The following is a 25,084-nucleotide window of genomic DNA, read 5'->3' on the forward strand; positions in this document are numbered from 1 at the left end:
CTCACAGGACGTCCTCCCCGTCGTGCGTGCCGCGCCAGGAGCGGACCACGGCTCGCGTCACCAGGCCCGCCGCCCACGCGAGGCCGGCCAGGCTGGCCACGGTGGTGCCGCGGCGCGCGTTGCGGCGGCGGTTGCGGAACTCGCGCACCGGCCAGCCCACCTCGGCGGCGTAGCGGCGCAGGCGCCGGTCCGGGTTGATGGCGCAGGGGAACCCGACCTCGGACAGGATCGCGACGTCGTTGGTCGAGTCGCCGTACGCGTACGACGACTCGAGGTCGATGCCCTGCTCCTGGGCGATCGCCCGCACCGCGTCGGCCTTGGCCTGGCCGTGCAGCATGTCGCCCACCAGCCGGCCGGTGTAGAACCCGTCCTCGTGCTCGGCGATCGTGCCCAGCGACCCGGTCACGCCGAGCCTGCGGGCGATGATCGTGCCGATCTCCACGGGTGTGGCCGTGACCAGCCAGACCGAGTGGCCGGCGGCGATGTGCTGGTCGAGCAGCCGCTGCGTGCCGGGGTAGATGCGCAGGCAGAGCACCTCGTCGTAGACGTCCTCGGCGATCGCGGTGACCTCGGCGACCGAGTGCCCCTTCATGATCGACAGCGCGCGGCTGCGCACCTCGTCGATCTGGTGCTTGTTCTCCCCGAAGGTCAGGTACCGGAACTGGTGGTATCCGAACTCCAGCAGGTCGCGCTTGCGGAAGAACCCCCGCCGGTACAGGCCGACGGCCAGGTGGAACGCGCTGGCCCCGCGGATGATCGTGTTGTCCACGTCGAAGAACGCGCCGGTGCCGGGACCGTCCGGACCGGACCCCGGGTCCCGCAGCACGGGAGCGGGGGCGGGCGGGTTCCCGGACGCCTGACGCACCTGGCCACTGTAACGAGGCTCACGCCCCCGACGTGCCCCGCTCCACCGTGCTCACAGGTGACCGCTCGGTGAGAACCTGGGGGCATGACGACGAACACGCGGGTGGTGCTCTTCGGCCGCGCGGGCTGCCACCTGTGCGACGAGGCGCGCGAGGTCGTGCGCACGGTGTGCGCCGAGACGGGCGACGACTGGGCCGAGGTCGACATCGACACCGCCCTCGAACCCGGCCGGGACCTCGTCGACGAGCTGGGCGAGCTGGTGCCGGTGGTCGAGGTCGACGGGGTCCAGCAGGGCTACTGGCGGATCGACGCGGCGCGTCTGCGTCGAACCCTTACCGCGGCCGGGCCGCGACCCCTAGCCTGACCAGCAGGGCCCGGGCGACCGGGCTCGACGGGGCGTCGCGGGAGTCGATGTGGACACGCAGCGGACGGGACCCCGGGCGCACGCCAGGGCGACGGAGCCCGGTGCGGCCGGGCGTGGTCGCGTGCCCCCGGCCACCGTCGCGCGGCTCCCCGGCTACCTGCGCGCGCTGCACTCGCTCACCGCGGAGGGCGTCGTCACCACGTCGTCGGACGAGCTCGCGGCCGGGGCGGGCGTCAGCCCCGCGCAGCTGCGCAAGGACCTCTCGTTCCTGGGCTCGTACGGTCGGCGCGGCGTCGGCTACGACGTCCTGCACCTCTCCGAGCAGATCGCGGTCGTGCTGGGCCTGACCACGCAGCGGCGCGTCGTCATCGTCGGCATCGGCAACCTCGGGCACGCGCTGGCCAGCTACTCGGTGTTCGCGGAGCGCGGGTTCGCGGTGGTCGGGCTGGTCGACGCCGACCCCGCGGTCGTCGGCACGACGGTCGCCGGCCTGGTGGTGCAGCCCCCGGAGGCGCTCTTCGAGGTGGTCAGCGGCAACGACGCCACGATCGGCATCATCGCCACGCCCGCCACCGCGGCGCAGCAGGTGTGCGACGAGCTCGTGGCGGCCGGCGTCGTCGGCATCCTCACGTTCGCGCCGCGCTCGCTGCGTGTGCCGTCGCACGTGGACCTGCGGGCCGTCGACGTGGCCTCCGAGCTGCAGATCCTCGCCTTCCACGACCGCCGGCGCACCGGTACCGGCGCGTGAGCATGCGAACGGCCGGGCCCGTCGTGGACCCGGCCGTACGCGGTGCTGCGGGTGCTGCGTCAGCCCTTGATGGCGGAGACGTCGAGCGCGATGACGACCTTGTCGGACACCAGGACGCCGCCGGCCTCGAGGGCCGCGTTCCAGGTCAGCCCGAAGTCCTTGCGGGAGATCGTCACGGTGGCCTCGAAGCCCGCACGCGTGTTGCCGAACGGGTCGACCGCGGTGCCGTTGAACTCGGTGTCGAGCTCGACCGACTGCGTGACGCCGTGGATCGTCAGGTCGCCGGCGATGACGTAGTTCTTGCCGGCCTCGCGGACCGCGGTCGAGACGAACGTCCACTGGCCGAACTTCTCCACGTCGAAGAAGTCGCCGCTCTTGAGGTGGCCGTCGCGGTTCGCGTCGCCCGTGGTGACCGTGGCGGGGTCCAGCGTGACGGAGACGGACGTGGTCGTCAGGTCCTCGCCGACGACGACGGTGCCCTCGGTGACCGCGACGGTGCCGCGGACCTTCGAGATGCCGGCGTGGCGGACCGTGAACGCGGCCTCGGTGTGCGAGGCGTCGACCGCCCAGGTGCCCGTGGTCAGGCCGGTGGGAAGAACGGTGGTGGTGGCGGTGCTCATGGCGTGTCCTCCGTGGTTGTTGAAACGTCAACCAAAACTGTTAGTTCAAAGTTGTACTACACTCGCACCAGACCCGCAACCCCAGACCCGAGGACGGAGGCCCCGTTGTGACCACTGACACACCCACGACGGTGGAGTGGCTGACCGCCGAGCAGCAGGCCCACTGGCGCGCGTTCCGCGGCGGCGCGGCCCGTCTGTTCGCGGCGCTGGAGCACGAGCTCGAGCGCGACACGGGGCTGTCCACGCACGAGTACGAGGTGCTGGTGCGGCTGTCCGAGACTCCCGACCGCACGCTGCGCATGGCGCAGCTGGCCGACAACATCGCGCACTCCCGCAGCCGCCTGACGCACACGATCCGCCGCATGGAGGAGCGGGGCCTGGTCACCCGGGCCCCCTGCGTCGAGGACGCGCGCGGGGTGAACTGCGTCATGACCGAGAAGGGCTGGGAGGTCCTGGTGGCGGCCGCGCCCCTGCACGTGCAGTCGGTGCGCGACCACCTGGTCGACGTGCTGACCGACGAGCAGTTCGCGGCGCTCGGTGACGCCATGGAGGCGGTCCGCCTGCACCTGACGGGTGGCGCGTGTCACGTCGAGGGAGAGCTTCCCGCGTGCTGAGCGCACAGGAGTGTTTGCGAGACTGAGCCCATGGTCGCGACCACGATCCACCTGATGCGGCACGGCGAGGTGCACAACCCCGACGGCGTGCTCTACGGACGGCTGCCCGGCTACCGGCTCTCGGAGCGCGGTCTGGCGATGGCCGACATGGTCGCCGCCCACCTGGCGGGCGAGTCCGGCGGCACCCGGCGCGATGTCGTCGCCGTGATCGCCTCGCCCCTGCAGCGTGCCCAGGAGACCGCGGGACCGATCGCCGGGGCGTTCGGCGTCGAGATCGGCACCGACGAGCGTCTCATCGAGGCCGGCAACCACTTCCAGGGCATGACGTTCGGCGTCGGCGACGGCTCGCTGCGGCACCCCGAGCACTGGCCGTACCTGCGCAACCCCTTCCGGCCGTCCTGGGGCGAGCCGTACAAGGAGCAGGTCGACCGCATGCTCGCCGCGGTCGAGGCCGCGCGCGAGGTCGCCCGCGGGCACGAGGCCGTGCTGGTCAGTCACCAGCTCCCGGTCTGGGTCACCCGCCTGGCGCTGGAGAACCGTCACCTGTGGCACGACCCGCGCCGCCGCCAGTGCTCCGTCGCGTCCCTGACCAGCCTGCGCTACGACGGCGACACCCTCGTCGGCATCGGCTACAGCGAGCCCGCGGGCTCGCTCCTGCCCGGCGTCTCCTCGGTCGCGGGGGCCTGACGTGCGTCGAGGTCTCGTTGCGGTGGCCGCCGCCGTGCTGCTTCTCGCCGGGTGCGCGCCGGGCACGGCGACCGGCACGGACGACGTCGCGGACCAGGGCTACCAGTCCGGTGACGGCAGCACGACGACGTGGGCGGTCGGGGACCGCACCGGGCCGCTCGAGCTGTCCGGCACCGACTTCGAGGGCACGGCGCAGGACGTCGCCGACTGGCGGGGCGACGTCGTGGTCCTCAACACCTGGTACGCGCAGTGCCCGCCGTGCCGCGCCGAGGCGCCCGACCTCGCGGCGCTGGCCACGGACTACGCCGCCCAGGGCGTGCAGGTGCTGGGCATCAACCGCACCGACGACGCCGGCTCCGCGCAGGCCTTCGAGCGCCAGTTCTCGGTGCCGTACCCCAGCCTGGCGGACACCGACGGCACCGCGATCGCCGCGCTGCAGGGCACCGTGCCCGTGAACGCGGTGCCGACCACCGTCGTGCTCGACCGCTCCGGGAAGGTCGCCGGGCGCATCCTCGGCCTGGCCGACCCGTCGACGCTGCGGTCGATGGTCGACGGGCTCCTCGCCGAGCAAGCGCCGACGTCGTGATGCTCGCCGACGCGGGCGACGCCTTCGGCCGGGCCGTCACCTCGGGCTCGCTGCTGCTGGCGATCCCCGTCGCGGTCATCGCCGGGCTGGTCTCGTTCGCGTCGCCGTGCGTGCTGCCGCTCGTCCCGGGCTACCTGGGCTACCTCGGCGGCATGACCGGCACGGCGGACCGCCTCGGGGCGTCCGGCGGCACCACGCTGGTCCGGACCGCCCCCGCGCGCAGCCGGGTCGTGCTCGGGGTCGCCCTGTTCGTCGCCGGGTTCACCGCGGTGTTCGTCGCGCTCGCCGCGCTCGCGGGCTCGCTCGGCGGGGTGCTCGTCGAGTACCAGGACCAGATCACCCGCGTGCTCGGGGTCGTCGTCATCGTGCTGGGGCTGGGGTTCCTCGGGCTGATCCCGTTCCTGCAGAACGAGCGGCGCGTGCACCTCGCGCCCCGCGCCGGCCTGTGGGGCGCGCCGCTGCTGGGCATCACGTTCGGGCTCGGCTGGGTGCCCTGCATCGGCCCGACCCTCGCCGCGATCCTCACGCTCTCGCTCGACGGGGGCTCGGCCGGCCGCGGCGCGCTGCTCGCGGTCGCCTTCTGCCTGGGCCTCGGGCTGCCGTTCCTGCTGGTCGCGATCTTCGTCGAGCGCAGCGCCGGCGCGCTCGCGTTCCTGCGCCGGCACCGCCTCGCGATCATGCGGCTGGGCGGCGCGATGCTCGTGATCCTCGGGATCGCGCTGGTCACGGGCGTGTGGGGCACCTGGTCCTCCTGGCTGCAGGGCGTCCTCGTCGGCGGCGACCCGTTCGTGCCGGTGGTGTGACGTGACGACCCACCGCCCCGAGGGCCTCTCCGACGTCTTCATGGAGCCGACCGAGGCTCCGGCGTCGACTCCGCCCACGCTGCCCACCCTCGGCTTCGTCGGCTGGTGCCGCTGGGCCTGGCGGCAGCTCACCAGCATGCGGGTCGCCCTGCTGCTGCTCATGCTGCTGGCCGTCGCCGCGGTGCCGGGCACCGTCTGGCCGCAGCGCGCGCAGAACGCCGACAAGGTCGCGACCTACCTGACCGACCACGCGACCCTGGGGCCGTGGCTCGACCGGTTCGGGTTCTTCAACGTCTACTCGTCGGTCTGGTTCTCTGCGATCTACCTGCTGCTGTTCGTCTCGCTGGTCGGGTGCATCCTGCCGCGCACGAAGGTCCACCTCGCCGGGGTCCGCGGTCGTCCGCCGCGCGCGCCCCGCCGGTTCGGGCGGTTCCCCGCGCAGGCGTCGGGATCGACGTCCGTGTCGCCGCAGGACGCCGTCCAGGACGCCGCCGGGGTGCTCCGTGGCGGCTGGCGCTGGCTCCCGTTCGTGCCCACCTACCGGGTGGAGACCCGCGACGAGGGCGCCGGCACGTGGTCGGTGTCGGGGGAGCGCGGATACCTGCGCGAGACCGGCAACCTCGTCTTCCACCTGGCGCTCGTCGGGCTGCTCATCTCCGTGGCCACCGGCCAGGTGCTGCACTACCGCGGGCAGGCGATCGTCGTGCAGGGCCGCGGGTTCGCCAACGCGCAGGTCGACTACGACACCTTCGAGCAGGGCACGGCCTACTCGCCCACGAGCCTCGTGCCGTTCACCCTGCGGCTCGACGACTTCGAGGCCCGGTTCGACCCCGACACCCTGCAGTCCCGCGACTTCACCGCGCACGTCACCCTGACCAACCCGGGCGAGGCGCCGGAGAAGAAGACCATCAAGGTCAACCACCCGCTCGACGCCGGCGGTGCCAAGGTCTACCTGCAGGGCAACGGCTACGCGCCGGACATCACCGTGCACGACGCCGCAGGTCAGGTGGCCTTCGCCGGTCCGACGCCGTTCCTGCCGCAGGACAACGTGTACACCTCGCGCGGCGTGCTCAAGGTCCCCGACGTCTCCGGCGACCAGGAGCAGATCGGCATCGTCGGCTACCTGCTCCCCACGGCGCAGGAGGTCGGCGACGACCTCTACCGGTCCGTCGACCCGCAGCCGACGGACCCCCTGCTGGTGCTCTCGGTCTGGAAGGGCAACCTCGGGCTCGACACCGGCGTCCCGCAGAACGTCTACCAGCTCGACGAGGCCCGGATGACCCAGGCCGTCGACGCCGAGGGCAAGGCGATCACGCTGTACGTCCGCCCCGGCGAGACCGTCGACCTCCCCGACGGGCTGGGCACCCTCACGTTCAACGACCTGCCGCGGTACGTCGCGCTCGACCTGCGGCACGACCCGGCGCTGATCTTCGTGCTCGTTTTCGCGCTGCTCGCCTTCGCCGGGCTCGCGACCTCGCTGTTCGCCCCGCGTCGGCGCCTCTGGCTCCGGTTCGCGCCGGGCGGCGACGACGGCCACGGTCGTACAGTGGTCACCGCGGCCGGGCTGGCCCGCGGCGACGACGTCGGCCTCCAGCCCGAGCTCGACCGGGTTCTGACCGAGACGCTCGCCCGCACGCACGACAGATCTCCGGCCGCCCCCGGCGGCCCGACCTCAGGAGAGGGCACGCCATGACCACCGGTGACCTGAGCACCTTGCTCGTCTGGGGTGCCGCGACCGCGTTCACCATCGCGCTGATCGCCTACAGCGTGGACCTCGCGCGCATCGCGGAGCGGGCGCAGAAGCGCGTCCCCGAGCTCGCCACGGCGGGCGCGGTCACCGGGGGTTCGCGGCCCGCGACCGCCGTCGCCGGGTCCGAGGCGCAGAGCGCGCCGGGTCGGTCCGCGCGCGCCGAGGGCATCGCCCGCTCGACCACGATCCTCGGCCTGATCATGCTGTTCGCCGGCATCGTGCTGCGCGGCGTCGCCGCCGGTCGGTGGCCCACCGCCAACATGTACGAGTTCACGATCGTCGGCACGTTCGTGGCCGTGCTGGTGCTGACCATCGTGCAGCGCCGCCGGGTGATCGCCTTCGTCGGCGTCCTCGTCATGGGCATCGCCGTCCTGGCCCTCGTGCTGGCGCTCAACGTGTTCTACATCCAGGCCGACCAGGTGCAGCCCGCCCTGCAGAGCTACTGGCTGATCCTGCACGTCGGCGTGGCCATCACCGCGACCGGCATCTTCACGGTCGCGTTCGCCGCCTCGGTGCTGCAGGTGCTCAAGAGCTACCGCGAGGAGGGCCTCGCGGTCGCCGACGCCCCCGTGGTGACGGTCGGGGCCGGCGCGTCCACGGCCGCCGACGGGTCGCTGGTCGTCGCTGCGCGGAGGTCCGACGGGTTCCGACGGTTCGTCAGCGGGCCCAGGATGGGCTGGCTCGAGCAGGTGCCCGGCGCGCGCGAGCTCGAGGCCATGGCCTTCCGCCTCAACGCCGTCGCGTTCGTCCTGTGGACCTTCACGCTGATCGGCGGCGCCATCTGGGCCGAGCATGCCTGGGGCCGCTACTGGGGCTGGGACCCCAAGGAGGTCGGCACGTTCGTCGCCTGGGTGACGTACGCGGCCTACCTGCACGCCCGCACCACGCGCGGCTGGAGCGGTCGCCGGGCCGCCTACTTCGTCTTCGTCGGGTACGCCGCCGTGCTCGCCAACTTCACGGTCGTCAACCTGGTCGTCTCCGGGAAGCACTCCTACTCGGGCATGTGATCCGTCAGGCCGTCGGCGGGGTCTCGTCGGTCTTGCCGCCGTCCGCCCGCCGGCGGTCCTCGTCGAGCCGCCAGAGGAACTCGGGGTCGTCGTCGGGCGCGGCGGGCCGGCGGCGCGCGGGGGCAGCCGGGGCCTCCGGCCCCGCGTACGCCGTGCCCCGGGACCACTTCACCGCGAGCCACGCGAGGACCCCGAGCAGCGGGACGAACACGACGAGGAGCACCCAGAAGACCGGGTGGACCCCGAGCCGCTCCGGCGCGGTGCTGCGCACGATGTCGAACACGCAGTACACGGTCAGGCCGATCAGCAGCAGGACGACAAGGTTCCTCACCTCGTCAGCCTAGACGTCCGCGGCGCGGGCGCGGCCTACGCTGGTGACCGTGCCCTTCGTCGTCTACTCGGTCCTGCGCCTCGCGCTCTTCGGCGTCTGCCTCGGTCTGCTCTGGTGGGTCGGCCTGCGGTCGTGGCTGGTGGTGATCGTCGCGGCGTTCCTCGCGTGGGGGCTGTCGTACGTGCTGCTCAGCGGCCCGCGCGACGCGGCGGCCCTGCAGCTGGCCGAACGCGCGGAGCGACGCCGGGCCGCGGGTGACAAGACCGTCCTGGGCAAGCGTGCGCAGGAGGACGCGGACCTCGAGGACGCGGCCGACGAGGCCGCCCGCGACGACACGTCGGGCGCGGGCTAGAGCGCCAGGCCCACCCCGAGCAGCACGCCGAACGCGAGCTCGAGCAGCCCGGTCCCGGCGAGCACGGGCACCAGCGCCCGCCCGCGGGCTCCCAGCAGCACCGTGACCGCGAGGACCACCGACGGCGCGAGCAGCAGCAGCACGAGGAGCGTCCACGGCGTGGCGAAGGCGCAGCCGATCCCGCCGAGCAGCACCGGCAGGACCACGAGCACGGCGTAGACGCGTCGGGACCGCTGCTCACCGAGGCGCACGGCGAGGGTGCGCTTGCCGACGAGGGCGTCGGTGGGGACGTCGCGCAGGTTGTTGGCCATGAGCAGGGCGCACGCGAGCATGCCGACGCAGACGGCCCCGACCCACGCGGGCCACGAGAGCTCGTCGGCCTGCGTGTACGTGGTGCCGAGCACGGCGACGAGCCCGAAGAAGAGGAACACCCCGACCTCGCCCAGCCCGCGGTACCCGTACGGCCGCCTCCCACCGGTGTAGCCCCACGCCGCGGCGATGGCGAGCGCGCCGACGGCGAGCAGCCACCACTGGCCGCTCAGGTACACCAGGGCGAGCCCGAGCAGGGCAGCGACGCCGAACGCGGTGAACGCGGCGCCCTTGACCGTGCCGGGGCTCGCGGTCCCGGACGCGGTCAGCCGCAGCGGGCCCACGCGATCGACGTCGGTGCCCCGGATACCGTCCGAGTAGTCGTTGGCGTAGTTGACGCCCACCTGCAGCGCGAGCGCGACGCCGAGAGCGAGCGCGGCGCGGCCGAGGTCGGCCTCGCCCAGCTGGGCCGCGGCACCGGTGCCGACGAGCACGGGGGCAGCCGCCGCGGGCAGCGTGCGCGGTCGCGCGCCCTGCACCCAGTCGCTGGCAGTCGTCACGTGGGGGTCCTCTCGAGGGAGCGGGCGGCGAGCTCTGCCGTCGCCCGACGGTCGATCTTGCCCGGCCCGCGGACCGGGAGCGAGTCCGTGACCACCACGTGGCGCGGCGCGTGGGCCGCGCCGAGGCGGTCGGTCACGGCGCGGCGGGCGTCGTCGAGCGTCGGGGGGCGGGCGCCCGGGCGGGTCACGACGACCGCGACGACGGCCTGTCCCCACTCCGCGTCCGGCACGCCGACGACGCACACCTCGTCGACGCCCGGCAGCCCCGAGAGCACCGCCTCGACCGGCCCGGGGGGCACCTTGGCGCCGCCGGTGACCAGCACGTCGTCGGCGCGGCCCAGCACGGTGAGCGTGCCCGAGGACCAGCGCCCGAGGTCCGTGGTCCGCAGGTGGCGGACCCCGTCCACCTGCACGAACGCCTCCGCGTCGAGGTCCGGGCGGCCCAGGTAGCCGTCGGCCAGCACAGGTCCGGCCAGCAGGATCCGGCCGTCGTCGTCGAGCGAGGCACGTACGCCGTCGAGGGGGACCCCGTCGTAGACGCACCCGCCGCACGTCTCGGACATGCCGTAGGTGGTGACCACCCGCACGCCCGCGGCCCCGGCGCGCTCGAGCAGCTCGGGCGGGGCCGCGGCGCCGCCGAGCAGCACGGCGTCGAACGACGCGAGGGCCGCCGTCCCGGCGGTGTCGTCGAGGAGCCGGACCAGCTGCGTGGGCACCAGCGACGTGTACCGCGGAACGTCGGTGCCCAGCGCGGACGTCGCGGCCGCGAACGCGGGTGCCCGGAACGGCCCGGGCTCGAGGACGACCGGCGCGGTCCGGGCCAGCACCGAGCGCACCAGCACCTGCACACCGGCCACGTGCTGGACCGGCAGGGCGAGCAGCCAGCGTCCGGGGCCGGCGAGGCGGGCGTGGGTCGCCGCAGCCGACGCGCGCAGGGCCGCGGCCGAGAGCAGGACCGCGCGCGGCTCGCCCGTGGAGCCCGAGGTCCGGACCACGACGGCGACGCCCTCGTCGACCACGTCCGCGACCGACGCGGAGGTCGCGTCGCCGACCGGGGAGACCGCCGGGCCGGTGCCGTCGAGGGCGGCGCGCAGGGCCGGCACCAGGTCGTCGGGCCGCGCGGGGACGTCACGCAGCGGCCGGCTCACCGGACCAGCGTAGGTCCGCCCAGGGGCGTGGCCGCCCGGGAGGGCCGCCGTCAGCCCGTAGAGTGTCGCGCGGTTCACACCCGAAGGAGCATCGTGTCGTCAGTCCTCACCGCCTCGCCCGCCCGCCGCCGGTCCCTCGTGCTGGCCGCGCTGGCCACCGGCGCCGGCCTCCTGCTCGGTGCGTGCAGCGGGTCGCCGACGGCCGACCCGACGTCCGCCGCCCCCGTCACGCAGGCCCCGGTGATCGAGGCCGCGAAGGCCGCCCCGCCCGCCCCCGTGGTCCAGCCGCGCTGGCCGCTGACGGGTGTGGCCGCGACCGAGGTGGCCGTGCGGCCCGCGCTCGCCGTGAAGATCGAGAACTCGGGCGAGGCCCGCCCGCAGACCGGTCTCGACCAGGCGGACGTGGTGTGGGAGGAGGTCGTCGAGGGCGGCATCAGCCGCTTCGTGGCCGTGTTCCAGTCGCAGGTGCCCGCCGAGGTGGGCCCGATCCGGTCGGTGCGGCCGATGGACCCGGCGATCGTCGCGCCGATGCACGGGCTCATCGCGTTCTCGGGCGGCCAGCCCGGCTTCGTGCAGGCGCTGCAGGCCGCGGGCGTGCAGACGATCAGCCAGGACGCCGGCGCGGCCGGGTTCTACCGGAAGAAGGGCGTGGGCCCGGCGCCCCACAACGTGTACGGCACCCCGCAGACGTTCTGGGACCAGGCGGACGCCGACCACAGCGCCGCCCCCGCCCAGCAGTTCGTCATGGCGAAGCACCCGGAGCAGGCGACCGCCGTCGTCGCCGGTGGTCCGTCCGCGACGGTGTCGGTGAAGCTCTCCGGCTACGCGAAGCCCACCTGGACCTGGGACGCCGCGAGCGGCACGTGGCTGCGCGCGGAGGGCTCGGCCCCCGCGGTCGTCCGCTCGGGCGCGCGCATCGCCGCCACCAACGTGGTGACCCTCAAGGTCCGGCTGGTGAACTCCGGCACGACGGACCCGGCGGGCAACCCGGTCCCCGAGACCGTGCTCGACGGCACGGGTGAGGCGACCGTCTCCACGGGCGGCCACACCGTCACCGGCACCTGGACCAAGTCGGGGACCAACGCCGTCCTCACCCTCGCGACGCCCGACGGCGCCGTCCTGACCCTCGCCCCCGGGACCACCTGGGTGGAGCTCGTCCCGCAGGACTCCGGCTCGGTCACGATCGGCTGACGACGCCCGCGGCCTGTGCTCCCGGACGGGGGCGGGTCGCCGTGGCAGCCTGGTCCCCTGCTCGACACCGACGGGGGAGCGCGATGACCACGACGACACGACGAGGGGTGCGGGGCGCCACAGCGGCGCTGCTCGCAGGCCTGGCGCTGGCCGTCGCCGCGTGCTCCCCGACGACCCCCGCGCCCGTCCAGGAGACGCCCCCGCCGGTCACGCAGGGCGCCACGATCGCGCCGGACAAGGGTGCCGCCCCCGTGCCGGTCGTCGCCCCGACGTGGCCCCTGACCGGTGTGCCCGGGGACCCGGCCCCGCGGCCCGCGCTGGCGGTCAAGATCGAGAACACCGCCGTGGCCCGCCCGCAGACGGGGCTCGAGCAGGCCGACGTCGTCTGGGAGACCATCGTCGAGTTCGACGTGTCCCGGTTCATCGCGGTCTACCACTCGCAGGTCCCCGCCGAGGTCGGCCCCATCCGCTCCGTGCGGCCCATGGACCCCGTGATCCTCGCGCCGATGCACGGCCTGCTGGCGTTCTCCGGCGGCCAGCCCGGCATCCTCGACCTGGTCGCGGCCAGCGGCATCCAGATGATCAGCCACGACGCCGGGGCCCCCGGCATGTACCGGACCAAGGACCGGGCCGCGCCGCACAACGTCTACGGCACGCCGAGCACGTTCTGGGGACTCGCCGACGCCGACCACCAGGCGCCCCCGGGGGAGCAGTTCACGTTCGCGCGCAGCGCCGACCGGGCGACGGCGATCGTGGCCGGCACGCCCGCGACCACGCTCGCGTTCCGGCTCTCGCCCGCCTCGAGCCCGTCGTGGACGTGGGACCCGGGCAGCGGCACGTGGTTGCGGTCCGAGGGTGGCGCGCCGGCGACGGCCCGCAGCGGCGCGCGGCTGTCGGCGGTCAACGTCGTCTCGATCACCGCCGACCACCCGAACACGGGCTTCGGGGCCCAGGGCGGCGCGCCCGTGCCGACGTACTCGCTGATCGGCGCCGGGGACGGCGTCGTCGCGACGGGCGGCAAGGTCGTGCCGGTCCGCTGGCAGAAGGACTCGCAGGACGCCCCCATGCGGCTGTTCACCGCGGACGGGTTGCCGGCCGACCTGGCACCCGGCAACACGTGGGTGGAGCTGGTGCCGGCCGGGACAGGTTCGCTGGCGCTCAGCTGAGGTCCGCCCACGGGATGACATCGGCGCCCGGGTCGGCCACCCCAGGTCGGCCAGGACGGGGGCCTGGCGGCCGATGTGGCACGCCGTGCCTCCGGGCGAGGCTCGACGCATGGCCACTCACACGACACATGAAGCCACCGAGCACGACGTCCGCTCGCTCGGCGCCGTCGTCGTCTCCGGTCTCGTCCTCGTCGCGCTGCTGGTGGGCGCGGCCGGCGTGATCGGTGCCGTCGTCGACGTCGCCGGCTGGGCACTCGCGGGGCGCTAGCCGGTCAGTACGCGTACGGGAAGCCCGACCAGTCCGGCTCCCGGCGCTCCAGGAACGCGTCGCGCCCCTCGACCGCCTCGTCCGTCATGTACGCGAGCCGCGTCGCCTCGCCGGCGAACACCTGCTGCCCGGCCAGCCCGTCGTCCGCCAGGTTGAACGCGAACTTGAGCATGCGGACGGCCTGCGGCGACTTGGTCGCGATGATCCGGGCGTACTCCAGCCCGGCCTCCTCGATCTGCGCATGGTCGACCACGTCGTTGACCGCGCCCCACGCCAGCGCCTGGTCCGCCGAGTACTCGCGGGCCAGGAAGAAGATCTCGCGGGCCCGCTTCTGGCCGACCTGCCGGGCCAGCAGCGCCGAGCCGTAGCCCCCGTCGAACGAGCCCACGTTGGCGTCGGTCTGCATGAACCGCGCGTGCTCCCGGCTGGCGACGGAGAGGTCCGCGACCACGTGCAGGGAGTGCCCGCCGCCGGCCGCCCAGCCGTTGACCAGCGCGACGACGACCTTGGGCATGGTCCGGATCAGGCGCTGGACCTCGAGGATGTGCAGGCGCCCCGCGCGGGCCGGGTCGACGTGCTCGGCGGTCTCACCCGACGCGTACTGGTAGCCCGAGCGGCCGCGGATGCGCTGGTCACCGCCGGAGCAGAACGCCCAGACGCCGTCCTTGGGGCTCGGTCCGTTGCCGGTCAGCAGCACGGTGCCGACGTCGGAGGTGGTGCGCGCGTGGTCGAGCACGCGGTAGAGCTCGTCGACCGTGTGGGGGCGGAACGCGTTGCGGACCTCGGGCCGGTCGAACGCGACCCGGACCACGGGCAGGTCCCGGGCGACCGCGCCGGCCGCCTCCTGCTCCGCGGTCGGCCGCGCGTAGCCGCGGTGGTAGGTGAGGTCCGTCAGGTCCTCGAACCCGTCGACCGTGCGCCAGCGCGTCGGGTCGAACGTGTCGGAGACGGACGTCGGCAGCTCAGCAGTCACGGCGGCAGCCTAGCCGCGCTCCGGGAATCTGGTACGCTCGTACTAGAAAGTGCGCGGGACGGCGGAACTGACACCCGGCGCGCACGCAGAGAGTGGTGCATCATCATGGCCTGGGTCGTTCTCATCCTGTCCGGCATGCTCGAGGCCGGCTGGGCGCTCAGCCTCAAGGCGTCCGACGGGTTCAGCAAGCTCGGACCGAGCATCGCGTTCGTCGTCTTCGCGGTCGCGTCCATGGGCGGGCTCGGCTGGGCGCTCAAGTCCCTGCCCGTCGGCGTCGCGTACGGCGTCTGGGTGGGCATCGGGGCGGCGCTCACCGCGGTGCTCGCGATCGTCGTGTTCCACGAGGCCGTGTCGGTGCTGAAGATCGTGTCGCTGGTGCTCATCGTCGCCGGCGTCGTCGGCCTGAACCTGTCCGGCGGGGGCCACGCGTGACGCACGGCAGCAGCGGCAAGGGTGCGCGACGCCGCGACGAGCTCGCGCGGGCGGCCGCCGCGCTCATGCTGCGCGAGGGCCCCGGCGCACTCACGCACCGGCGCGTGGCGCACGAGGCGGGCGCGTCGTTGTCGGCGACCACCTACTACTTCGACTCGCTCGACGACCTCGCGGCGGCCGCGGGCGGCGCGCTGGCCGAGGCCTGGGCGGACCACGCCCGGTCGGTGCTGGCGACGGCGGCCGCGGGCGACCCCGCGGCCGCCGCCCGGGTGCTCGTGGACGCCGTCCTGCCGCCCGGCGACGACGACGAGGTCCGCAGCCACTACGAGAACCTGCTCGGCGCGGGTCGGAACGCCGCGCTGGCGGGGGCCTTCGCCGCCGGGCGTGCGGTGGTGGACGACGTCCTGGGGGAGCTGGTCGAACGGACCGGCGCCCCGACGTCGGCGGCCGTCACGATCGCTCTCGTCGACGGCGCCGTCGTCACCGCGCTGACCGAGCGGCGGCCGGTCCGGGCGACCGCCACGGCGCTGCTGACGGCGGCCTGGGGGCAGGTCCGCGCGTCGTAGGGTGGCCAGATGCTCGCCCCTGACCTGCACGTCTGGTCGCTCCCGCTACGCACGCGCTTCCGTGGCCTGACGGTCCGCGACGGCGTGCTGCTGCGCGGTGACGCCGGCTGGGGGGAGTTCAGCCCGTTCTGGGACTACGACGCCGCCGAGTCCGTCGCCTGGTGGCGCGCCGCGGTGGAGGCCGCCGACGAGGGCTGGCCCCCGCCGGTGCGGACGCGGATCCCCGTCAACGTGACCGTCCCCGCGGTCGACGCCGAGACGGCCCACCGGATCGTGCGCGGGTCCGGCGGGTGCCGCACCGCCAAGGTCAAGGTCGCCGAGCCCGGGCAGTCGCTCGCCGACGAGGTCGCCCGCCTCGAGGCCGTCCGGGACGCGCTCGGCCCGGACGGGGCCATCCGCGTCGACGCCAACGCCGCCTGGGACGTCGACACCGCCGTCAGCCGCTTGGCCGTGCTCGACCGTGCGGCGGGCGGTCTGGAGTACGCCGAGCAGCCGGTCCCGGGGGTCGACGACCTCGCGGCCCTGCGCCGGCGCACCCACGTGCCGATCGCCGCCGACGAGTCCATCCGCCGGGCCGAGGACCCGCTCGCCGTCGCGCGGGCCCACGCCGCCGACGTCGTGGTGCTCAAGGTGCAGCCGCTGGGGGGCGTGCGCGCGTGCCTGCGGCTGGCCGAGCGGATCGGGCTGCCCGTCGTCGTGTCGTCGGCGCTCGAGTCGTCCGTGGGGCTCGCCGCGGGGGTCGCCCTCGCCGCCGCGCTGCCCGAGCTGCCGTACGCGTGCGGCCTGGCCACCGCGCAGCTGTTCACAGCGGATCTGGTCACGAGACCGTTCCTGCCCGTCGACGGGGCGCTCGACGTCCGCCGCACCGAGCCGGACGCGGCGCTGCTCGCGGCCGCGGCCGGGTCGGACGAGCTCGCGGAGCGGTGGCGATCGCGCGTCGGCGCCGTCCGGCCTCGGGCATGATGGCGGGCGTGACGACGCCGCCGGCCCCGCGACCCGACCCGGCGACGGCGGCGGCCCGTGTGCTGGTGCAGGCGCTCGCGGCACTGGGCGTCGAGGACGTCGTGCTCGCTCCGGGCTCCCGCAGCGCCCCCCTGGCCTACGCGCTCGCCGATGCCGCTCGCCCGGACCCGGATCGACCTGCGGGTGCGCCGAGCCTGCGCCTGCACGTGCGGGTCGACGAGCGGTCGGCGGCCTTCCTGGCCCTCGGCCTGATCAGGGCGTCGGCCCACGGTGACCAGCCCCAGCCCCCGCGGCCCGTCGCCGTGGTCACCACCTCGGGCACGGCCGTCGCCAACCTGCACCCGGCGGTGCTCGAGGCGCACCACAGCGGGCTGCCCCTGCTGCTGCTGACCGCCGACCGCCCGCACGAGCTGCGCGGCACGGGGGCCAACCAGACCACCGACCAGGTGGGCATCTTCGGGACGGCGGTGCGCCTGGCCGTCGACGTGCCCGCACCGGTCGGCCTGCCCGACGAGGCCCGCGGCCTGCGGCGCACGGTGTCCCGAGCCGTCGCGGCGGCGACCGGCGCGCGCACGGGCGACCCCGGACCCGTGCATCTCGACCTCGCCTTCCGCGAGCCGCTGGTGCCCGGCGGCTCGCCCTGGCCCGAGCCGTCGACCGCCGGGCTGACGCACGTCCACGCCCGGCCGGCGACGGGCGCGGTCCCCGCGGTCGTCGACCCGGCCTCGCCCTCGACCCGGCACGGGGGCATCCCGACCGTCCTCGTCGCGGGGGACGGCGCCGGACCGAACGCGCGTCGGATCGCGGAGGCGAACGGCTGGCCGCTGCTCGCCGAGCCGTCCTCCGGCGCGCGCGGGGGCTCGCACGCCATCGCGGCCTACCGGCTGCTCCTCGCGCACCCGCAGCTCGGCGGAGCGGTCCGCCGGGTGGTCGTGCTCGGCCGCCCCACGCTGTCGCGCCCGGTGCAGCAGCTCCTCGCGCGCGAGGACGTCGAGGTGGTCGTCATTGCGCCCCGGGGCGCCGACTGGCCCGACGCCGCCCGCAACGCGAGCGACGTGCTGCTCGACCCGCCGGCCCGGATGCGCCAGGGCAGGATGCCCGCACCGGCGGGCTGGCTCGACGCATGGCGCTCCGCCGACAAGGCCGCGGGCGCGGCGATCGACCAGGTGCTGGACGGGCTCGACGCCGGCCGCCGGTCGCGCAGCGGCACCCGCGTGACCGGGCCGGCGCTGGCGCGGGTGGTCGCGCAGGTCAGCGGGCCGGACGACGCACTGGTGATCGGTTCCTCGAACCCCGTGCGCGACCTCGACCTGGTGGCCCGCTGGGACTCGCCGCCGGTGGTGCTGGCCAACCGCGGCCTTGCGGGCATCGACGGCACGGTCTCGACCGCGGTCGGCGTCGCGCTCGGGCTCCCGGACCGACGGGTCCGTGCGCTGCTGGGGGACCTCACGTTCCTGCACGACGTCGGCGGCCTCCTGCGCGGACCGCTCGAGGCTGCGGTCCACCTCCAGCTCGTGGTGGCCAACGACGACGGGGGATCGATCTTCGCGACGCTCGAGCCCGGGGAGCCGGCCCGGGCCGACGTGTTCGAGCGCGTCTTCGCGACGCCGCACGGGGCGGACCTCGCGGCGCTCTGCGCGGGCTACGGCGTCCGGCACACCCGGGTCGGGGACGTCGACGGGCTGCTGCCGGCGCTGGCGGCTCCCGGCCCCGGCCTGAGCGTCGTGGAGGTCCGGGTCGACCGGACCGGGCGCCGTGCCCTCGGCGAGCGGATCGCCGCGGAGGTGTCCGCCGCGGTGGACGCCGCACTGACGGGCGCGTCGTAGCCCGACGAGTTCCATCCGAAACTCGCAGCGAATTCCCAGGTTCCGGCAAGGCTCCCTCCAGCGCGGGACGGTGAGATGGTCATCGACCAAGGAGGGCACCACCGATGACCACCACCCCTGAGAACGGCGCGGGCAACCAGCCGCCCGCTGCCGATCAGCACCCCCAGACGCACACGACCCAGCCGCTGCCGCCCGTGGGCGCGACGCAGCCGCTGCCGGTCAACCCGACCCAGCCGCTGCCCGCCACGCCGGCGGCGCACCCCACCAACCCGTTCACGCCGCCGCACCCCGCCGCCCCGGCGGACCAGCGGGCCGCGTACGAGGCCGCCCAGCAGGCCGCAGCGCAGCAGGCCGCTCAGCAGGCCGCGGCGCAGCAGGCAGCGCAGATGGACCAGTTCGAGGCCGTCCGCCGCGCGCAGTGGGAGGCCGCCCAGCGCGCCGCCGCCCAGGACCCGGCGACGCTGCAGCAGGCCGCGTACCAGCCCGCCGCGGTGTACGCCGGCGCGCCGGCGCCTGCGCCGCAGGGCACGGTCCCGACGCAGCGCAAGCGCAACCTCTGGCTCCCCGTCACGAGCGCCGCCGCCGCGGCCGCGATCCTCGCCGCCGTCGCCACGGCCGGCCTGACGCACGCCCTCTCGGACGACAGCGCGTCGGGCAATCACCCCGCGTCGCTCGCCACGATCGGCCAGCAGAGCAACGACACCGTCCCGGTCTCCGGCTCGTCCAACGCCGACCCGAACTGGGAGGCCGTCGCCAAGGCCGTGCAGCAGTCGGTCGTCGCCATCCAGGTCTCCACCGGCAACGGTGGCGGCGCGGAGGGCTCGGGCGTGATCGTCGACGACTCCGGCCACATCGTCACCAACAACCACGTCGTCGCCGACGCGGACCCGAGCAGCGTGCAGGTCACGCTGACCGACGGCCGCATCTTCAAGGCCACGATCGTCGGCACCGACGCCACGACCGACCTCGCGGTCATCAAGCTGACCGACGCCCCGGACGACCTCAAGCCGGCCGCGTTCGGTGACTCGTCGAAGGTCATCGTCGGCCAGCCCGTCATGGCCGTCGGCAACCCGCTCGGCCTGGCCAGCACCGTCACCACCGGCATCGTCTCCGCGGTCGACCGTCCCGTCTCCACCTCGGGCGAGAACAGCAGCGAGGCGACCGTCACCAACGCGATCCAGATCGACGCGGCGGTCAACCCCGGCAACTCCGGTGGACCGCTGTTCGACGCCGAGGGCAAGGTCATCGGCATCAACTCCTCGATCGCCACGCTGTCGAGCGAGTCCGGCTCCATCGGCCTCGGCTTCGCCATCCCGGTCGACCTGGTGAAGAACATCGCCGCGCAGCTCATCGACGACGGCACCGCCGAGCACGCGTTCCTCGGTGTGTCCCTGTCCGACGGCACGGCCACCGCCGACGGCGTCACGCGCCGCGGCGCGGTCGTGGAGTCGGTCAGCGACGGCTCGCCGGCCGCCGACGCCAAGCTGCAGGAGAAGGACACGATCGTCGCGATCGACGGCAAGGCCGTCGGCGGCGCCGAGTCCCTCACCGCCTACGTGCGGGCGCTCCCGTCCGGCACCAAGGTCACGCTGACCGTGGTCCGCGACGGCAAGGCGTCGGACGTCGACGTCACGCTGGCGGTCCGCAAGGAGACGGCGCCGTCCAACGGCTCGTCCGACCAGGCCCCGCAGCAGCAGGACCCCCAGCAGCAGGCGCCGCAGGACCAGGCCCCCCAGCAGGGCGACGGCAGCCAGGACGGCTCGGGTTCCTCGGGCCTGCCGGACGGGCTCAGCCCCGACCAGCTGTGGCAGTGGTTCCAGCAGCAGCAGGGCCAGGGCTGATCGAGGCCCCCTGATCGCCGGCGGCCGCCGGGTCCCAGTCCCCCCACGGGGATCCCGGCCGCCGGCTCCTCACCAGCGGCTCATACCCCGAGCCGCCTCCCCGCGGTCCTACCCCCCGGACCGCACGCCGTCCCGACCGTCTCCGCAACGGACCGGGACACGGCCCCTCGGCCGGGACGTCAGCTGCCGCTGATGTCCCGGCCGAGCGCGTACCGCATGGGGACCAGCTTGGCCTCGGACTCCGCCAGCTCGGCCGGCGGGTCGGACGCGGCGACGACGCCGCAGCCCGCGAACAGCCGGACGCGCCGCGGGTCGTCGGCGTCGATCTGCGCCGAGCGCAGCGCGATGCCCCACTCGCCGTCGCCGTCGGCACCGAACCAGCCGACCGGCCCCGCGTACCGCGCGCGGTCCATGCCCTCGATGCTGCGGATCAGCTCCCGGGCCGCGACGGTCGGCGTGCCGCACACGGCAGCCGTCGGGTGCAGCGCCGCCGCGAGGGCCAGCGACGACGGGTGCGCGCTGTCGCCGCTGGGCGCGGTGAGCACACCGGTCACGTCGGACGCCAGGTGCAGGACGTTGGGCAGGTGCAGGACGAACGGCACGTCGGGCACGTTGATCGACGAGCAGAACGGCTCGAGCGCGTGCGCCACGGACGTCACCGCGTACTCGTGCTCCTCGAGGTCCTTGGACGAGTGGGCCAGGATCGCCGCGCGCGCCATGTCGGCCGCGTCGTCGCCGGTCCGCCGAATGGTGCCCGCCAGCACCCGCGACGTGACCAGGCCCTTCTCCGAGCGGACGAGCAGCTCGGGCGTCGCGCCCAGCAGCCCGTCGACGCTGAACGTCCAGCACGACGGGTACTGCGTCGCCAGCCGCTCGAGCGCCCACCGCACGTCGACGGGGTGCTCGGCGCGGGCGTGCACGTCGCGCGCGAGCACCACCTTCTCCACGTCGCCGGCCTTGATCGCGGCGATGCCGCTCGCGACGACGTCGCGCCACCCGTCCGGGCTCACGGCGCCGTCGGTGTAGGTCACCTCGCCCGGGTCGACCGGCGGCACGCGGGGGCCGACGACGTCGGCGAGCTGGGGGGCGGCGCGCAGCCGGGCTCCCGTCGTGATCGTCGTCAGCCAGGTGCGGCCACCGCGGCGGCCGACCACGACGCGCGGAACGACGACGACGCCGCCGGCGGGGGACTCGTCGTCGAACGCGAACGAGCCGAACGCCACCGGACCGGTGCCGGGAGCCTGCACCTCGTCCCGGACGATCGCCCGCGCGAGCACCTCGTGCCACGCCCGCTCGGCGTCGGCGAACCGGTCGGCACCGCCGACCTCGATCCGCAGCGTCTCGCCCCACGCGACGAGGCCGTCACCGCGGCGGACCCAGGCGAGGGGGGCCTGCGACGGCAGGAGCCCGAGCAGGTCGAGGGGGTCCGGGAGGTCGGCGGCCGACGCCTCCGTCGTGCCGCCGAGCGCGTCCAACGCGACCGTGCGGACCACGAGAGGCTGCGGGACCGCGTCCGCGGGGGCGGAGGTCTGCGTGCTCATCGGTGCCAGCGTATGCCTGGAGCACCGGTCCGCCCTGTCGTACAGGCCGTCCGGACCTGCGACGATGGACACATGTCCCGTGCCTCCCTCGACAAGGACCCTCAGGACGTCGCCGCCATGTTCGACGCCGTGGCCCACCGCTACGACCGGACCAACGACGTCATCTCGCTCGGTCAGGACCGTGCGTGGCGCAAGGCGACCCTCAAGGCGATCGACGCCCAGCCGGGGGAGACGGTGCTCGACCTCGCCGCCGGCACCGGCACGTCGTCCGAGCCGATGGCCGACGCCGGCGTCAACGTCGTCGCTTGCGACCTGTCCGTCGGGATGCTCGACGTGGGCAAGCGGCGCCGACCGGACCTCGCGTTCGTCGCGGGCGACGCGCTGCACCTGCCGTTCGCCGACGAGTCGTTCGACGCCGTGACGATGTCGTTCGGCCTGCGCAACGTCAGCGACGTCCCGAGCGCCCTGGACGAGCTCCTGCGCGTGACCAAGCCCGGCGGTCGCCTGGTGGTCTGCGAGTTCTCGCGGCCCACGTTCAAGCCGTTCCGGGCGGTCTACCAGAACTACCTCATGCGGGCGCTGCCGCCCGTCGCGCGGGCCGTGTCCAAGGAGCCCGACGCCTACGTCTACCTCGCCGAGTCGATCCGCGAGTGGCCGGACCAGCACGCTCTGGGGCTGCTCATCAAGCACGCCGGCTGGACGCACGTGGCGTACCGGAACCTCTCGGGCGGCATCGTCGCCCTGCACCGGGGCACCAAGTCCGAGGTCTGACCTGGACGTCTGACCAGCACCTTTGGGCGCCTCGTTCAGCCGAACGGGTGGTGTCCGATGTGCACTCGTTCGCCGCATCGACACCGGTGTGGGATGGGTGCTATCACCCGTGCGCGGGCCACGGCGGGGTGAAGAAGCGCTTCCGCTCCTCATGGACGCTCGTCCGCCTACCGAGGTCGTCTGTGCCGGTGGTGTAGCCGGCGACGGCTACGGGAGGCATGGATCATGCGCAAGACGACGAAGGGCGCCATCGCTGTTGGCGCCGGTGTGGCGCTGCTGCTGGGCGGCGCGGGAACGATGGCGTACTGGACGCAGTCCAGCACGTTCGGCTCGACCACGACGATCTCCTCGGGCAACCTGGCGATCGCGCCGAAGACGGGCGCCACGGGCTCGCCCGTGTGGACCTGGAAGACGTCGGGCGCCACCTTCGCGCCGGCGACCTCCAAGATCGTCCCCGGCGACACGGTCGTCGTGACCCAGACGTTCACGGTGACGGCCCAGGGTGACAACCTCAAGGCAACCGTGGCGCTCGCGGTGCCCGGCCTGACGAACAACGTGCCCGCTGCGGCGACCAACCCGCTGCTCAACGAGCTCACGGTCACGCCGACGGTCGCGACCTCCGGCACGCAGACCGGCACGGGCACCGTCACGACCGCGGGCAACGTGGTCTCGGTGACCGCGAACAGCGGCACCACGACCTTCGACGTGACCGTCAAGGTCGAGGTCGCCTTCCCGTTCGGTGTCGCCGACTCGGCACGCAAGGGCTCGGCGCAGTCGGTCGACCTGTCGACCTCGGCGATCACCGTCACCCAGATCTGAGTCGCTCAGACCTGAGTTCCACCGCCCGGGAGGGCATCGAGCAGTGAACCGCCGTCTGCGTCTCCAGCTGATCGCCGCCGTGGCCGTCGCGCTCTCGTTCATCGGGAGCGCGGCGGCCTACGGGTCGTGGCGTGCTGCGCAGAACGTCGGCACGAACGCGACGATCACCTCGGGCACCATCGGCCTGACCCCGCAGTGGTCGACCGCCCTCTCGCTGACCGGCATGTGGCCGGGAGAGACGCGGACCGGCGTCCTGCAGCTGACCCAGACCGGTGACGGCCGGTGGCAGTACCAGCTCGACCCGCCGGCGGTCACAGGGGCGTTGGCGGGCAACCTCGCCGTGGCGCTGCGCACGTCGACCGGGCCTACGGCGGCTGCCTGCACGGCGACCGCGCAACCGGTCAGCACCTGGAGTGCCACCATCGCCAACGGTGCATCCGTCTACGTGTGCGTCGTGGTGACCCTGTCGTCCACGGCACCGTCGTCGCTCCAGGCGCAGACGGGCTCGCTCGCCCTGACGGCGACGGCCCGCAACCAGTCCACCTACTGACCGTTCAGCCACGAGGGAGCGACGTGCGCCCACAGCAGCGTGAGGTCCGGGGGGTCGGCATGTCGCCGACCGCTCCGGCGCCGACCCCTGCCGTCCCGTCCACCCGCCGTCGGTTCGCTCGTGCGACCGGCGTAGTCGCGGTCGTGGCGGGCCTGGTGGCCGCGGTCCCGGGCGCCGCGTGGGCGTACTGGACGATCACCGCGACCTCGACGACTGCTGCGAGTGCGAACTCGCTCGCGGCGCCGACGATGGGCGCCTGCAGCACCCGGACGATCATCTTCGGCAACGACCCGGTCAAGGTCGCCTGGACGGAGCCCGCCGCTCCGTCGCCGGCGCTGCCGTCGGGCGCGACCCGGTCGTACCTCGTGCAGGTCGTCTCGGCGTCCGGCGCCGTCGTTAACGTCTCGTCGGCGGTCGGGACCACGTCGATCGAGGTCTCGCCCGACTCCGTGGCAGCGCCCATGGAGAAGCAGACGATCACAGTGCGCACCCGGGTGGTGTTCGGCTCGACCACGTGGGACTCGGCGCCGTCGGCGCCCATCGCCGTGCAGGGCTCGAACCTGCTCGGGTACACCAACTTCGGCTGCGTGACCCCATGACCGATGTGCGCGAACCTCCGGTCGGGGCCGGCCCGGAGCCGATTCCGGCCGGCCGGCGCTCGGCGCTGCGCGTCGCCGCCGGTGTCTTGTCGGGCATCGCGCTCGCTGCGGTGGTCGTCCTCGCGCTGGTGATGATCGTCATGCCTCTGGCGCTGCGTGCGACCCCGTACACCGTGCTCACGGGCAGCATGCGGCCGACGATCGACCCGGGCTCGCTCGTGGTCGTGCGGCCGAAGCCGGTCGACGACATCCAGATGGGCGACGTCGTCACCTACCAACGCGTGTCGGCGAGCCCGGAGGTTGTCACGCATCGCGTGGTCGGTCTCGGGTGGACCTCCACGGGAGAACGGCAGTTCGTCACCCGTGGTGACGCCAACAATGCGGCCGACCCGCCCGTGCGCGCCGTGCAGATCCGCGGAGTCGTCGCCTACCACCTGCCGTACCTCGGGTACGTGAACACGTGGGTGGGCATCAACCGGCCCGGCTGGCTGCTCAAAGCGGTCGCCGGCGCCCTCATCCTCTACGGGCTGGTGCTGGTCGGCGGCGGCGTGCGGGACCGGTTCCGCCGCGGACGCCCGGACGAGACCACGACAGACGAACCGTCCGATGCGGCCGTCGTGGTACCCGACGTGACCGTCGCCTACAGCAACGTCGTGATCGAGCGCGCATCCCCGTCCCCGACGGCGCCGTCCCGGCGAGCGCGTTCGGAGACGCGGGACCGCGATCGCCGACGTTCGCCCGCGCCCGGCGCCGTGGTGACCGTCGTCGTTCTTTGCGGGCTCGTGGTCGGGCTCGCGATCCTCGGCCGGCGATCGCGGTGACGCGGGTGCGGAGA

At 74.3% G+C, this 25,084-nt stretch carries 29 protein-coding genes; 22 read left to right on the forward strand and 7 right to left on the reverse strand.

What is annotated here, in order from left to right; all coding sequences use genetic code 11:
- Position 1 precedes the first annotated feature (1 nt).
- Positions 2–826, reverse strand: coding sequence for an HAD family hydrolase (locus tag AC1DWH_RS14270; protein ID WP_456845100.1), 825 nt, complete (start codon positions 824–826; stop codon positions 2–4).
- Between the two features lie 123 nt (positions 827–949).
- On the opposite strand from AC1DWH_RS14270, the gene AC1DWH_RS14275 reads away from it, so the two are divergent.
- Together AC1DWH_RS14275 and AC1DWH_RS14280 are read left to right on the forward strand one after the other, a co-directional pair.
- Entirely contained in the window at positions 950–1,228 is a 279-nt protein-coding gene (locus AC1DWH_RS14275; RefSeq protein WP_477094236.1) for a glutaredoxin family protein, read from the forward strand.
- 49 nt (positions 1,229–1,277) lie between these two features.
- On the forward strand, positions 1,278–1,976 hold the full coding sequence (locus AC1DWH_RS14280) for a redox-sensing transcriptional repressor Rex (protein WP_477094237.1): 699 nt from the start codon (positions 1,278–1,280) through the stop codon (positions 1,974–1,976).
- Positions 1,977–2,035: 59 nt separating this feature from the next.
- Here the strand turns inward: AC1DWH_RS14280 and AC1DWH_RS14285 are convergent, their stop codons facing one another.
- On the reverse strand, positions 2,036–2,596 hold the full coding sequence (locus AC1DWH_RS14285) for a YceI family protein (protein ID WP_477094238.1): 561 nt from the start codon (positions 2,594–2,596) through the stop codon (positions 2,036–2,038).
- A 107-nt stretch (positions 2,597–2,703) separates the two neighbouring features.
- Here AC1DWH_RS14285 and AC1DWH_RS14290 point away from each other — a divergent pair, with 107 nt between their 5' ends.
- Genes AC1DWH_RS14290 through ccsB form a run of 6 tightly spaced genes read left to right on the forward strand, consistent with a single transcriptional unit; the run spans position 2,704 to position 8,043 of the window.
- Positions 2,704–3,210 (forward strand): MarR family winged helix-turn-helix transcriptional regulator, encoded by a 507-nt coding sequence (locus AC1DWH_RS14290; protein ID WP_477094239.1) that lies wholly within the window; start codon positions 2,704–2,706, stop codon positions 3,208–3,210.
- A 30-nt stretch (positions 3,211–3,240) separates the two neighbouring features.
- Complete coding sequence (locus AC1DWH_RS14295) at positions 3,241–3,897, forward strand: histidine phosphatase family protein (protein WP_477094240.1); 657 nt, start codon at positions 3,241–3,243, stop codon at positions 3,895–3,897.
- Between the two features lie 22 nt (positions 3,898–3,919).
- Positions 3,920–4,483 (forward strand): TlpA family protein disulfide reductase, encoded by a 564-nt coding sequence (locus AC1DWH_RS14300; protein ID WP_477094241.1) that lies wholly within the window; start codon positions 3,920–3,922, stop codon positions 4,481–4,483.
- The gene (locus AC1DWH_RS14305; protein WP_477094242.1) at positions 4,483–5,286 is read left to right on the forward strand and encodes a cytochrome c biogenesis CcdA family protein; all 804 of its coding nucleotides are present in this window, start codon (positions 4,483–4,485) and stop codon (positions 5,284–5,286) included. The genes AC1DWH_RS14300 and AC1DWH_RS14305 overlap by 1 nt, the downstream gene beginning before the upstream one ends.
- Before the next feature lie 40 nt (positions 5,287–5,326).
- Positions 5,327–6,979, forward strand: a complete 1,653-nt coding sequence (gene resB, locus AC1DWH_RS14310; RefSeq protein WP_477094290.1) for a cytochrome c biogenesis protein ResB — start codon at positions 5,327–5,329, stop codon at positions 6,977–6,979.
- Positions 6,976–8,043: a c-type cytochrome biogenesis protein CcsB gene (gene ccsB / locus AC1DWH_RS14315; protein ID WP_456845086.1), complete on the forward strand. Its 1,068-nt coding sequence runs from the start codon at positions 6,976–6,978 to the stop codon at positions 8,041–8,043. The genes resB and ccsB overlap by 4 nt, the downstream gene beginning before the upstream one ends.
- 4 nt (positions 8,044–8,047) lie before the next feature.
- Here ccsB and AC1DWH_RS14320 read toward each other — a convergent pair whose 3' ends face one another.
- The gene (locus tag AC1DWH_RS14320) at positions 8,048–8,374 is read right to left on the reverse strand and encodes a PLDc N-terminal domain-containing protein (protein ID WP_477094243.1); all 327 of its coding nucleotides are present in this window, start codon (positions 8,372–8,374) and stop codon (positions 8,048–8,050) included.
- 49 nt (positions 8,375–8,423) lie between these two features.
- Here AC1DWH_RS14320 and AC1DWH_RS14325 point away from each other — a divergent pair, with 49 nt between their 5' ends.
- On the forward strand, positions 8,424–8,726 hold the full coding sequence (locus AC1DWH_RS14325) for a DUF4229 domain-containing protein (protein WP_456845088.1): 303 nt from the start codon (positions 8,424–8,426) through the stop codon (positions 8,724–8,726).
- Here AC1DWH_RS14325 and AC1DWH_RS14330 read toward each other — a convergent pair.
- Together AC1DWH_RS14330 and menE are read right to left on the reverse strand one after the other, a co-directional pair.
- Positions 8,723–9,595 (reverse strand): 1,4-dihydroxy-2-naphthoate polyprenyltransferase, encoded by an 873-nt coding sequence (locus tag AC1DWH_RS14330; protein ID WP_456845089.1) that lies wholly within the window; start codon positions 9,593–9,595, stop codon positions 8,723–8,725. The genes AC1DWH_RS14325 and AC1DWH_RS14330 overlap by 4 nt on opposite strands.
- Positions 9,592–10,743, reverse strand: coding sequence for an o-succinylbenzoate--CoA ligase (menE, locus tag AC1DWH_RS14335; protein WP_477094244.1), 1,152 nt, complete (start codon positions 10,741–10,743; stop codon positions 9,592–9,594). Before menE ends, AC1DWH_RS14330 begins: the two co-directional genes overlap by 4 nt.
- A 93-nt stretch (positions 10,744–10,836) precedes the next feature.
- On the opposite strand from menE, the gene AC1DWH_RS14340 reads away from it, so the two are divergent.
- The 3 genes from AC1DWH_RS14340 to AC1DWH_RS14350 all read left to right on the forward strand — a co-directional run bounded on the left by AC1DWH_RS14340 (position 10,837) and on the right by AC1DWH_RS14350 (position 13,368).
- Positions 10,837–11,934, forward strand: coding sequence for a DUF3048 domain-containing protein (locus AC1DWH_RS14340; RefSeq protein ID WP_456845091.1), 1,098 nt, complete (start codon positions 10,837–10,839; stop codon positions 11,932–11,934).
- An 83-nt stretch (positions 11,935–12,017) separates the two neighbouring features.
- Positions 12,018–13,100, forward strand: a complete 1,083-nt coding sequence (locus AC1DWH_RS14345; protein WP_477094245.1) for a DUF3048 domain-containing protein — start codon at positions 12,018–12,020, stop codon at positions 13,098–13,100.
- Positions 13,101–13,209: 109 nt separating this feature from the next.
- On the forward strand, positions 13,210–13,368 hold the full coding sequence (locus AC1DWH_RS14350; RefSeq protein ID WP_456845093.1) for a hypothetical protein: 159 nt from the start codon (positions 13,210–13,212) through the stop codon (positions 13,366–13,368).
- Between the two features lie 4 nt (positions 13,369–13,372).
- On the opposite strand, the gene AC1DWH_RS14355 is transcribed toward AC1DWH_RS14350, so the two are convergent.
- A complete protein-coding gene (locus AC1DWH_RS14355; protein WP_477094246.1) occupies positions 13,373–14,341 on the reverse strand; it encodes a 1,4-dihydroxy-2-naphthoyl-CoA synthase in 969 nt (322 codons plus the stop codon).
- Between the two features lie 105 nt (positions 14,342–14,446).
- On the opposite strand from AC1DWH_RS14355, the gene AC1DWH_RS14360 reads away from it, so the two are divergent.
- From AC1DWH_RS14360 to AC1DWH_RS14380, 5 genes are all read left to right on the forward strand, one after another.
- Entirely contained in the window at positions 14,447–14,773 is a 327-nt protein-coding gene (locus tag AC1DWH_RS14360) for a DMT family transporter (RefSeq protein ID WP_477094247.1), read from the forward strand.
- Positions 14,770–15,339: a TetR/AcrR family transcriptional regulator gene (locus tag AC1DWH_RS14365; RefSeq protein ID WP_477094248.1), complete on the forward strand. Its 570-nt coding sequence runs from the start codon at positions 14,770–14,772 to the stop codon at positions 15,337–15,339. The genes AC1DWH_RS14360 and AC1DWH_RS14365 overlap by 4 nt, the downstream gene beginning before the upstream one ends.
- Before the next feature lie 9 nt (positions 15,340–15,348).
- Positions 15,349–16,302, forward strand: a complete 954-nt coding sequence (locus tag AC1DWH_RS14370) for an o-succinylbenzoate synthase (RefSeq protein WP_477094249.1) — start codon at positions 15,349–15,351, stop codon at positions 16,300–16,302.
- Complete coding sequence (gene menD, locus AC1DWH_RS14375) at positions 16,299–18,128, forward strand: 2-succinyl-5-enolpyruvyl-6-hydroxy-3-cyclohexene-1-carboxylic-acid synthase (RefSeq protein ID WP_477094291.1); 1,830 nt, start codon at positions 16,299–16,301, stop codon at positions 18,126–18,128. The genes AC1DWH_RS14370 and menD overlap by 4 nt, the downstream gene beginning before the upstream one ends.
- Positions 18,129–18,232: 104 nt before the next feature.
- Entirely contained in the window at positions 18,233–19,969 is a 1,737-nt protein-coding gene (locus AC1DWH_RS14380) for a S1C family serine protease (protein ID WP_477094250.1), read from the forward strand.
- Positions 19,970–20,148: 179 nt separating this feature from the next.
- Here AC1DWH_RS14380 and AC1DWH_RS14385 read toward each other — a convergent pair whose 3' ends face one another.
- Positions 20,149–21,510, reverse strand: a complete 1,362-nt coding sequence (locus AC1DWH_RS14385; protein ID WP_477094251.1) for an isochorismate synthase — start codon at positions 21,508–21,510, stop codon at positions 20,149–20,151.
- 72 nt (positions 21,511–21,582) lie between these two features.
- On the opposite strand from AC1DWH_RS14385, the gene AC1DWH_RS14390 reads away from it, so the two are divergent.
- The 5 genes from AC1DWH_RS14390 to AC1DWH_RS14410 all read left to right on the forward strand — a co-directional run bounded on the left by AC1DWH_RS14390 (position 21,583) and on the right by AC1DWH_RS14410 (position 25,070).
- A complete protein-coding gene (locus AC1DWH_RS14390) occupies positions 21,583–22,281 on the forward strand; it encodes a demethylmenaquinone methyltransferase (RefSeq protein WP_477094252.1) in 699 nt (232 codons plus the stop codon).
- A 225-nt stretch (positions 22,282–22,506) separates the two neighbouring features.
- A complete protein-coding gene (locus AC1DWH_RS14395; protein ID WP_456847003.1) occupies positions 22,507–23,100 on the forward strand; it encodes an alternate-type signal peptide domain-containing protein in 594 nt (197 codons plus the stop codon).
- Between the two features lie 43 nt (positions 23,101–23,143).
- Complete coding sequence (locus tag AC1DWH_RS14400) at positions 23,144–23,650, forward strand: hypothetical protein (RefSeq protein WP_456847004.1); 507 nt, start codon at positions 23,144–23,146, stop codon at positions 23,648–23,650.
- 59 nt (positions 23,651–23,709) lie between these two features.
- Complete coding sequence (locus AC1DWH_RS14405) at positions 23,710–24,249, forward strand: hypothetical protein (protein WP_477094253.1); 540 nt, start codon at positions 23,710–23,712, stop codon at positions 24,247–24,249.
- Entirely contained in the window at positions 24,246–25,070 is an 825-nt protein-coding gene (locus tag AC1DWH_RS14410; protein ID WP_477094254.1) for a signal peptidase I, read from the forward strand. Before AC1DWH_RS14405 ends, AC1DWH_RS14410 begins: the two co-directional genes overlap by 4 nt.
- The last annotated feature ends 14 nt before the right edge of the window (positions 25,071–25,084 follow it).

This window comes from Cellulomonas sp. P2_F12 (assembly GCF_056403775.1).

What these genes read in the sequence shown, in the direction of transcription:
- AC1DWH_RS14275 (WP_477094236.1), top strand. Translation starts at nt 950, where the DNA reads ATGACGACGAACACGCGGGTGGTGCTCTTCGGCCGCGCGGGCTGCCAC.
- AC1DWH_RS14285 (WP_477094238.1), bottom strand. Translation starts at nt 2,596, where the DNA reads ATGAGCACCGCCACCACCACCGTTCTTCCCACCGGCCTGACCACGGGC.
- AC1DWH_RS14295 (WP_477094240.1), top strand. Translation starts at nt 3,241, where the DNA reads ATGGTCGCGACCACGATCCACCTGATGCGGCACGGCGAGGTGCACAAC.
- AC1DWH_RS14305 (WP_477094242.1), top strand. Translation starts at nt 4,483, where the DNA reads ATGCTCGCCGACGCGGGCGACGCCTTCGGCCGGGCCGTCACCTCGGGC.
- resB (WP_477094290.1), top strand. Translation starts at nt 5,327, where the DNA reads ATGGAGCCGACCGAGGCTCCGGCGTCGACTCCGCCCACGCTGCCCACC.
- ccsB (WP_456845086.1), top strand. Translation starts at nt 6,976, where the DNA reads ATGACCACCGGTGACCTGAGCACCTTGCTCGTCTGGGGTGCCGCGACC.
- AC1DWH_RS14345 (WP_477094245.1), top strand. Translation starts at nt 12,018, where the DNA reads ATGACCACGACGACACGACGAGGGGTGCGGGGCGCCACAGCGGCGCTG.
- AC1DWH_RS14350 (WP_456845093.1), top strand. Translation starts at nt 13,210, where the DNA reads ATGGCCACTCACACGACACATGAAGCCACCGAGCACGACGTCCGCTCG.
- AC1DWH_RS14360 (WP_477094247.1), top strand. Translation starts at nt 14,447, where the DNA reads ATGGCCTGGGTCGTTCTCATCCTGTCCGGCATGCTCGAGGCCGGCTGG.
- AC1DWH_RS14370 (WP_477094249.1), top strand. Translation starts at nt 15,349, where the DNA reads ATGCTCGCCCCTGACCTGCACGTCTGGTCGCTCCCGCTACGCACGCGC.
- menD (WP_477094291.1), top strand. Translation starts at nt 16,299, where the DNA reads ATGATGGCGGGCGTGACGACGCCGCCGGCCCCGCGACCCGACCCGGCG.
- AC1DWH_RS14380 (WP_477094250.1), top strand. Translation starts at nt 18,233, where the DNA reads ATGACCACCACCCCTGAGAACGGCGCGGGCAACCAGCCGCCCGCTGCC.
- AC1DWH_RS14385 (WP_477094251.1), bottom strand. Translation starts at nt 21,510, where the DNA reads ATGAGCACGCAGACCTCCGCCCCCGCGGACGCGGTCCCGCAGCCTCTC.
- AC1DWH_RS14390 (WP_477094252.1), top strand. Translation starts at nt 21,583, where the DNA reads ATGTCCCGTGCCTCCCTCGACAAGGACCCTCAGGACGTCGCCGCCATG.
- AC1DWH_RS14395 (WP_456847003.1), top strand. Translation starts at nt 22,507, where the DNA reads ATGCGCAAGACGACGAAGGGCGCCATCGCTGTTGGCGCCGGTGTGGCG.
- AC1DWH_RS14405 (WP_477094253.1), top strand. Translation starts at nt 23,710, where the DNA reads ATGTCGCCGACCGCTCCGGCGCCGACCCCTGCCGTCCCGTCCACCCGC.
- AC1DWH_RS14410 (WP_477094254.1), top strand. Translation starts at nt 24,246, where the DNA reads ATGACCGATGTGCGCGAACCTCCGGTCGGGGCCGGCCCGGAGCCGATT.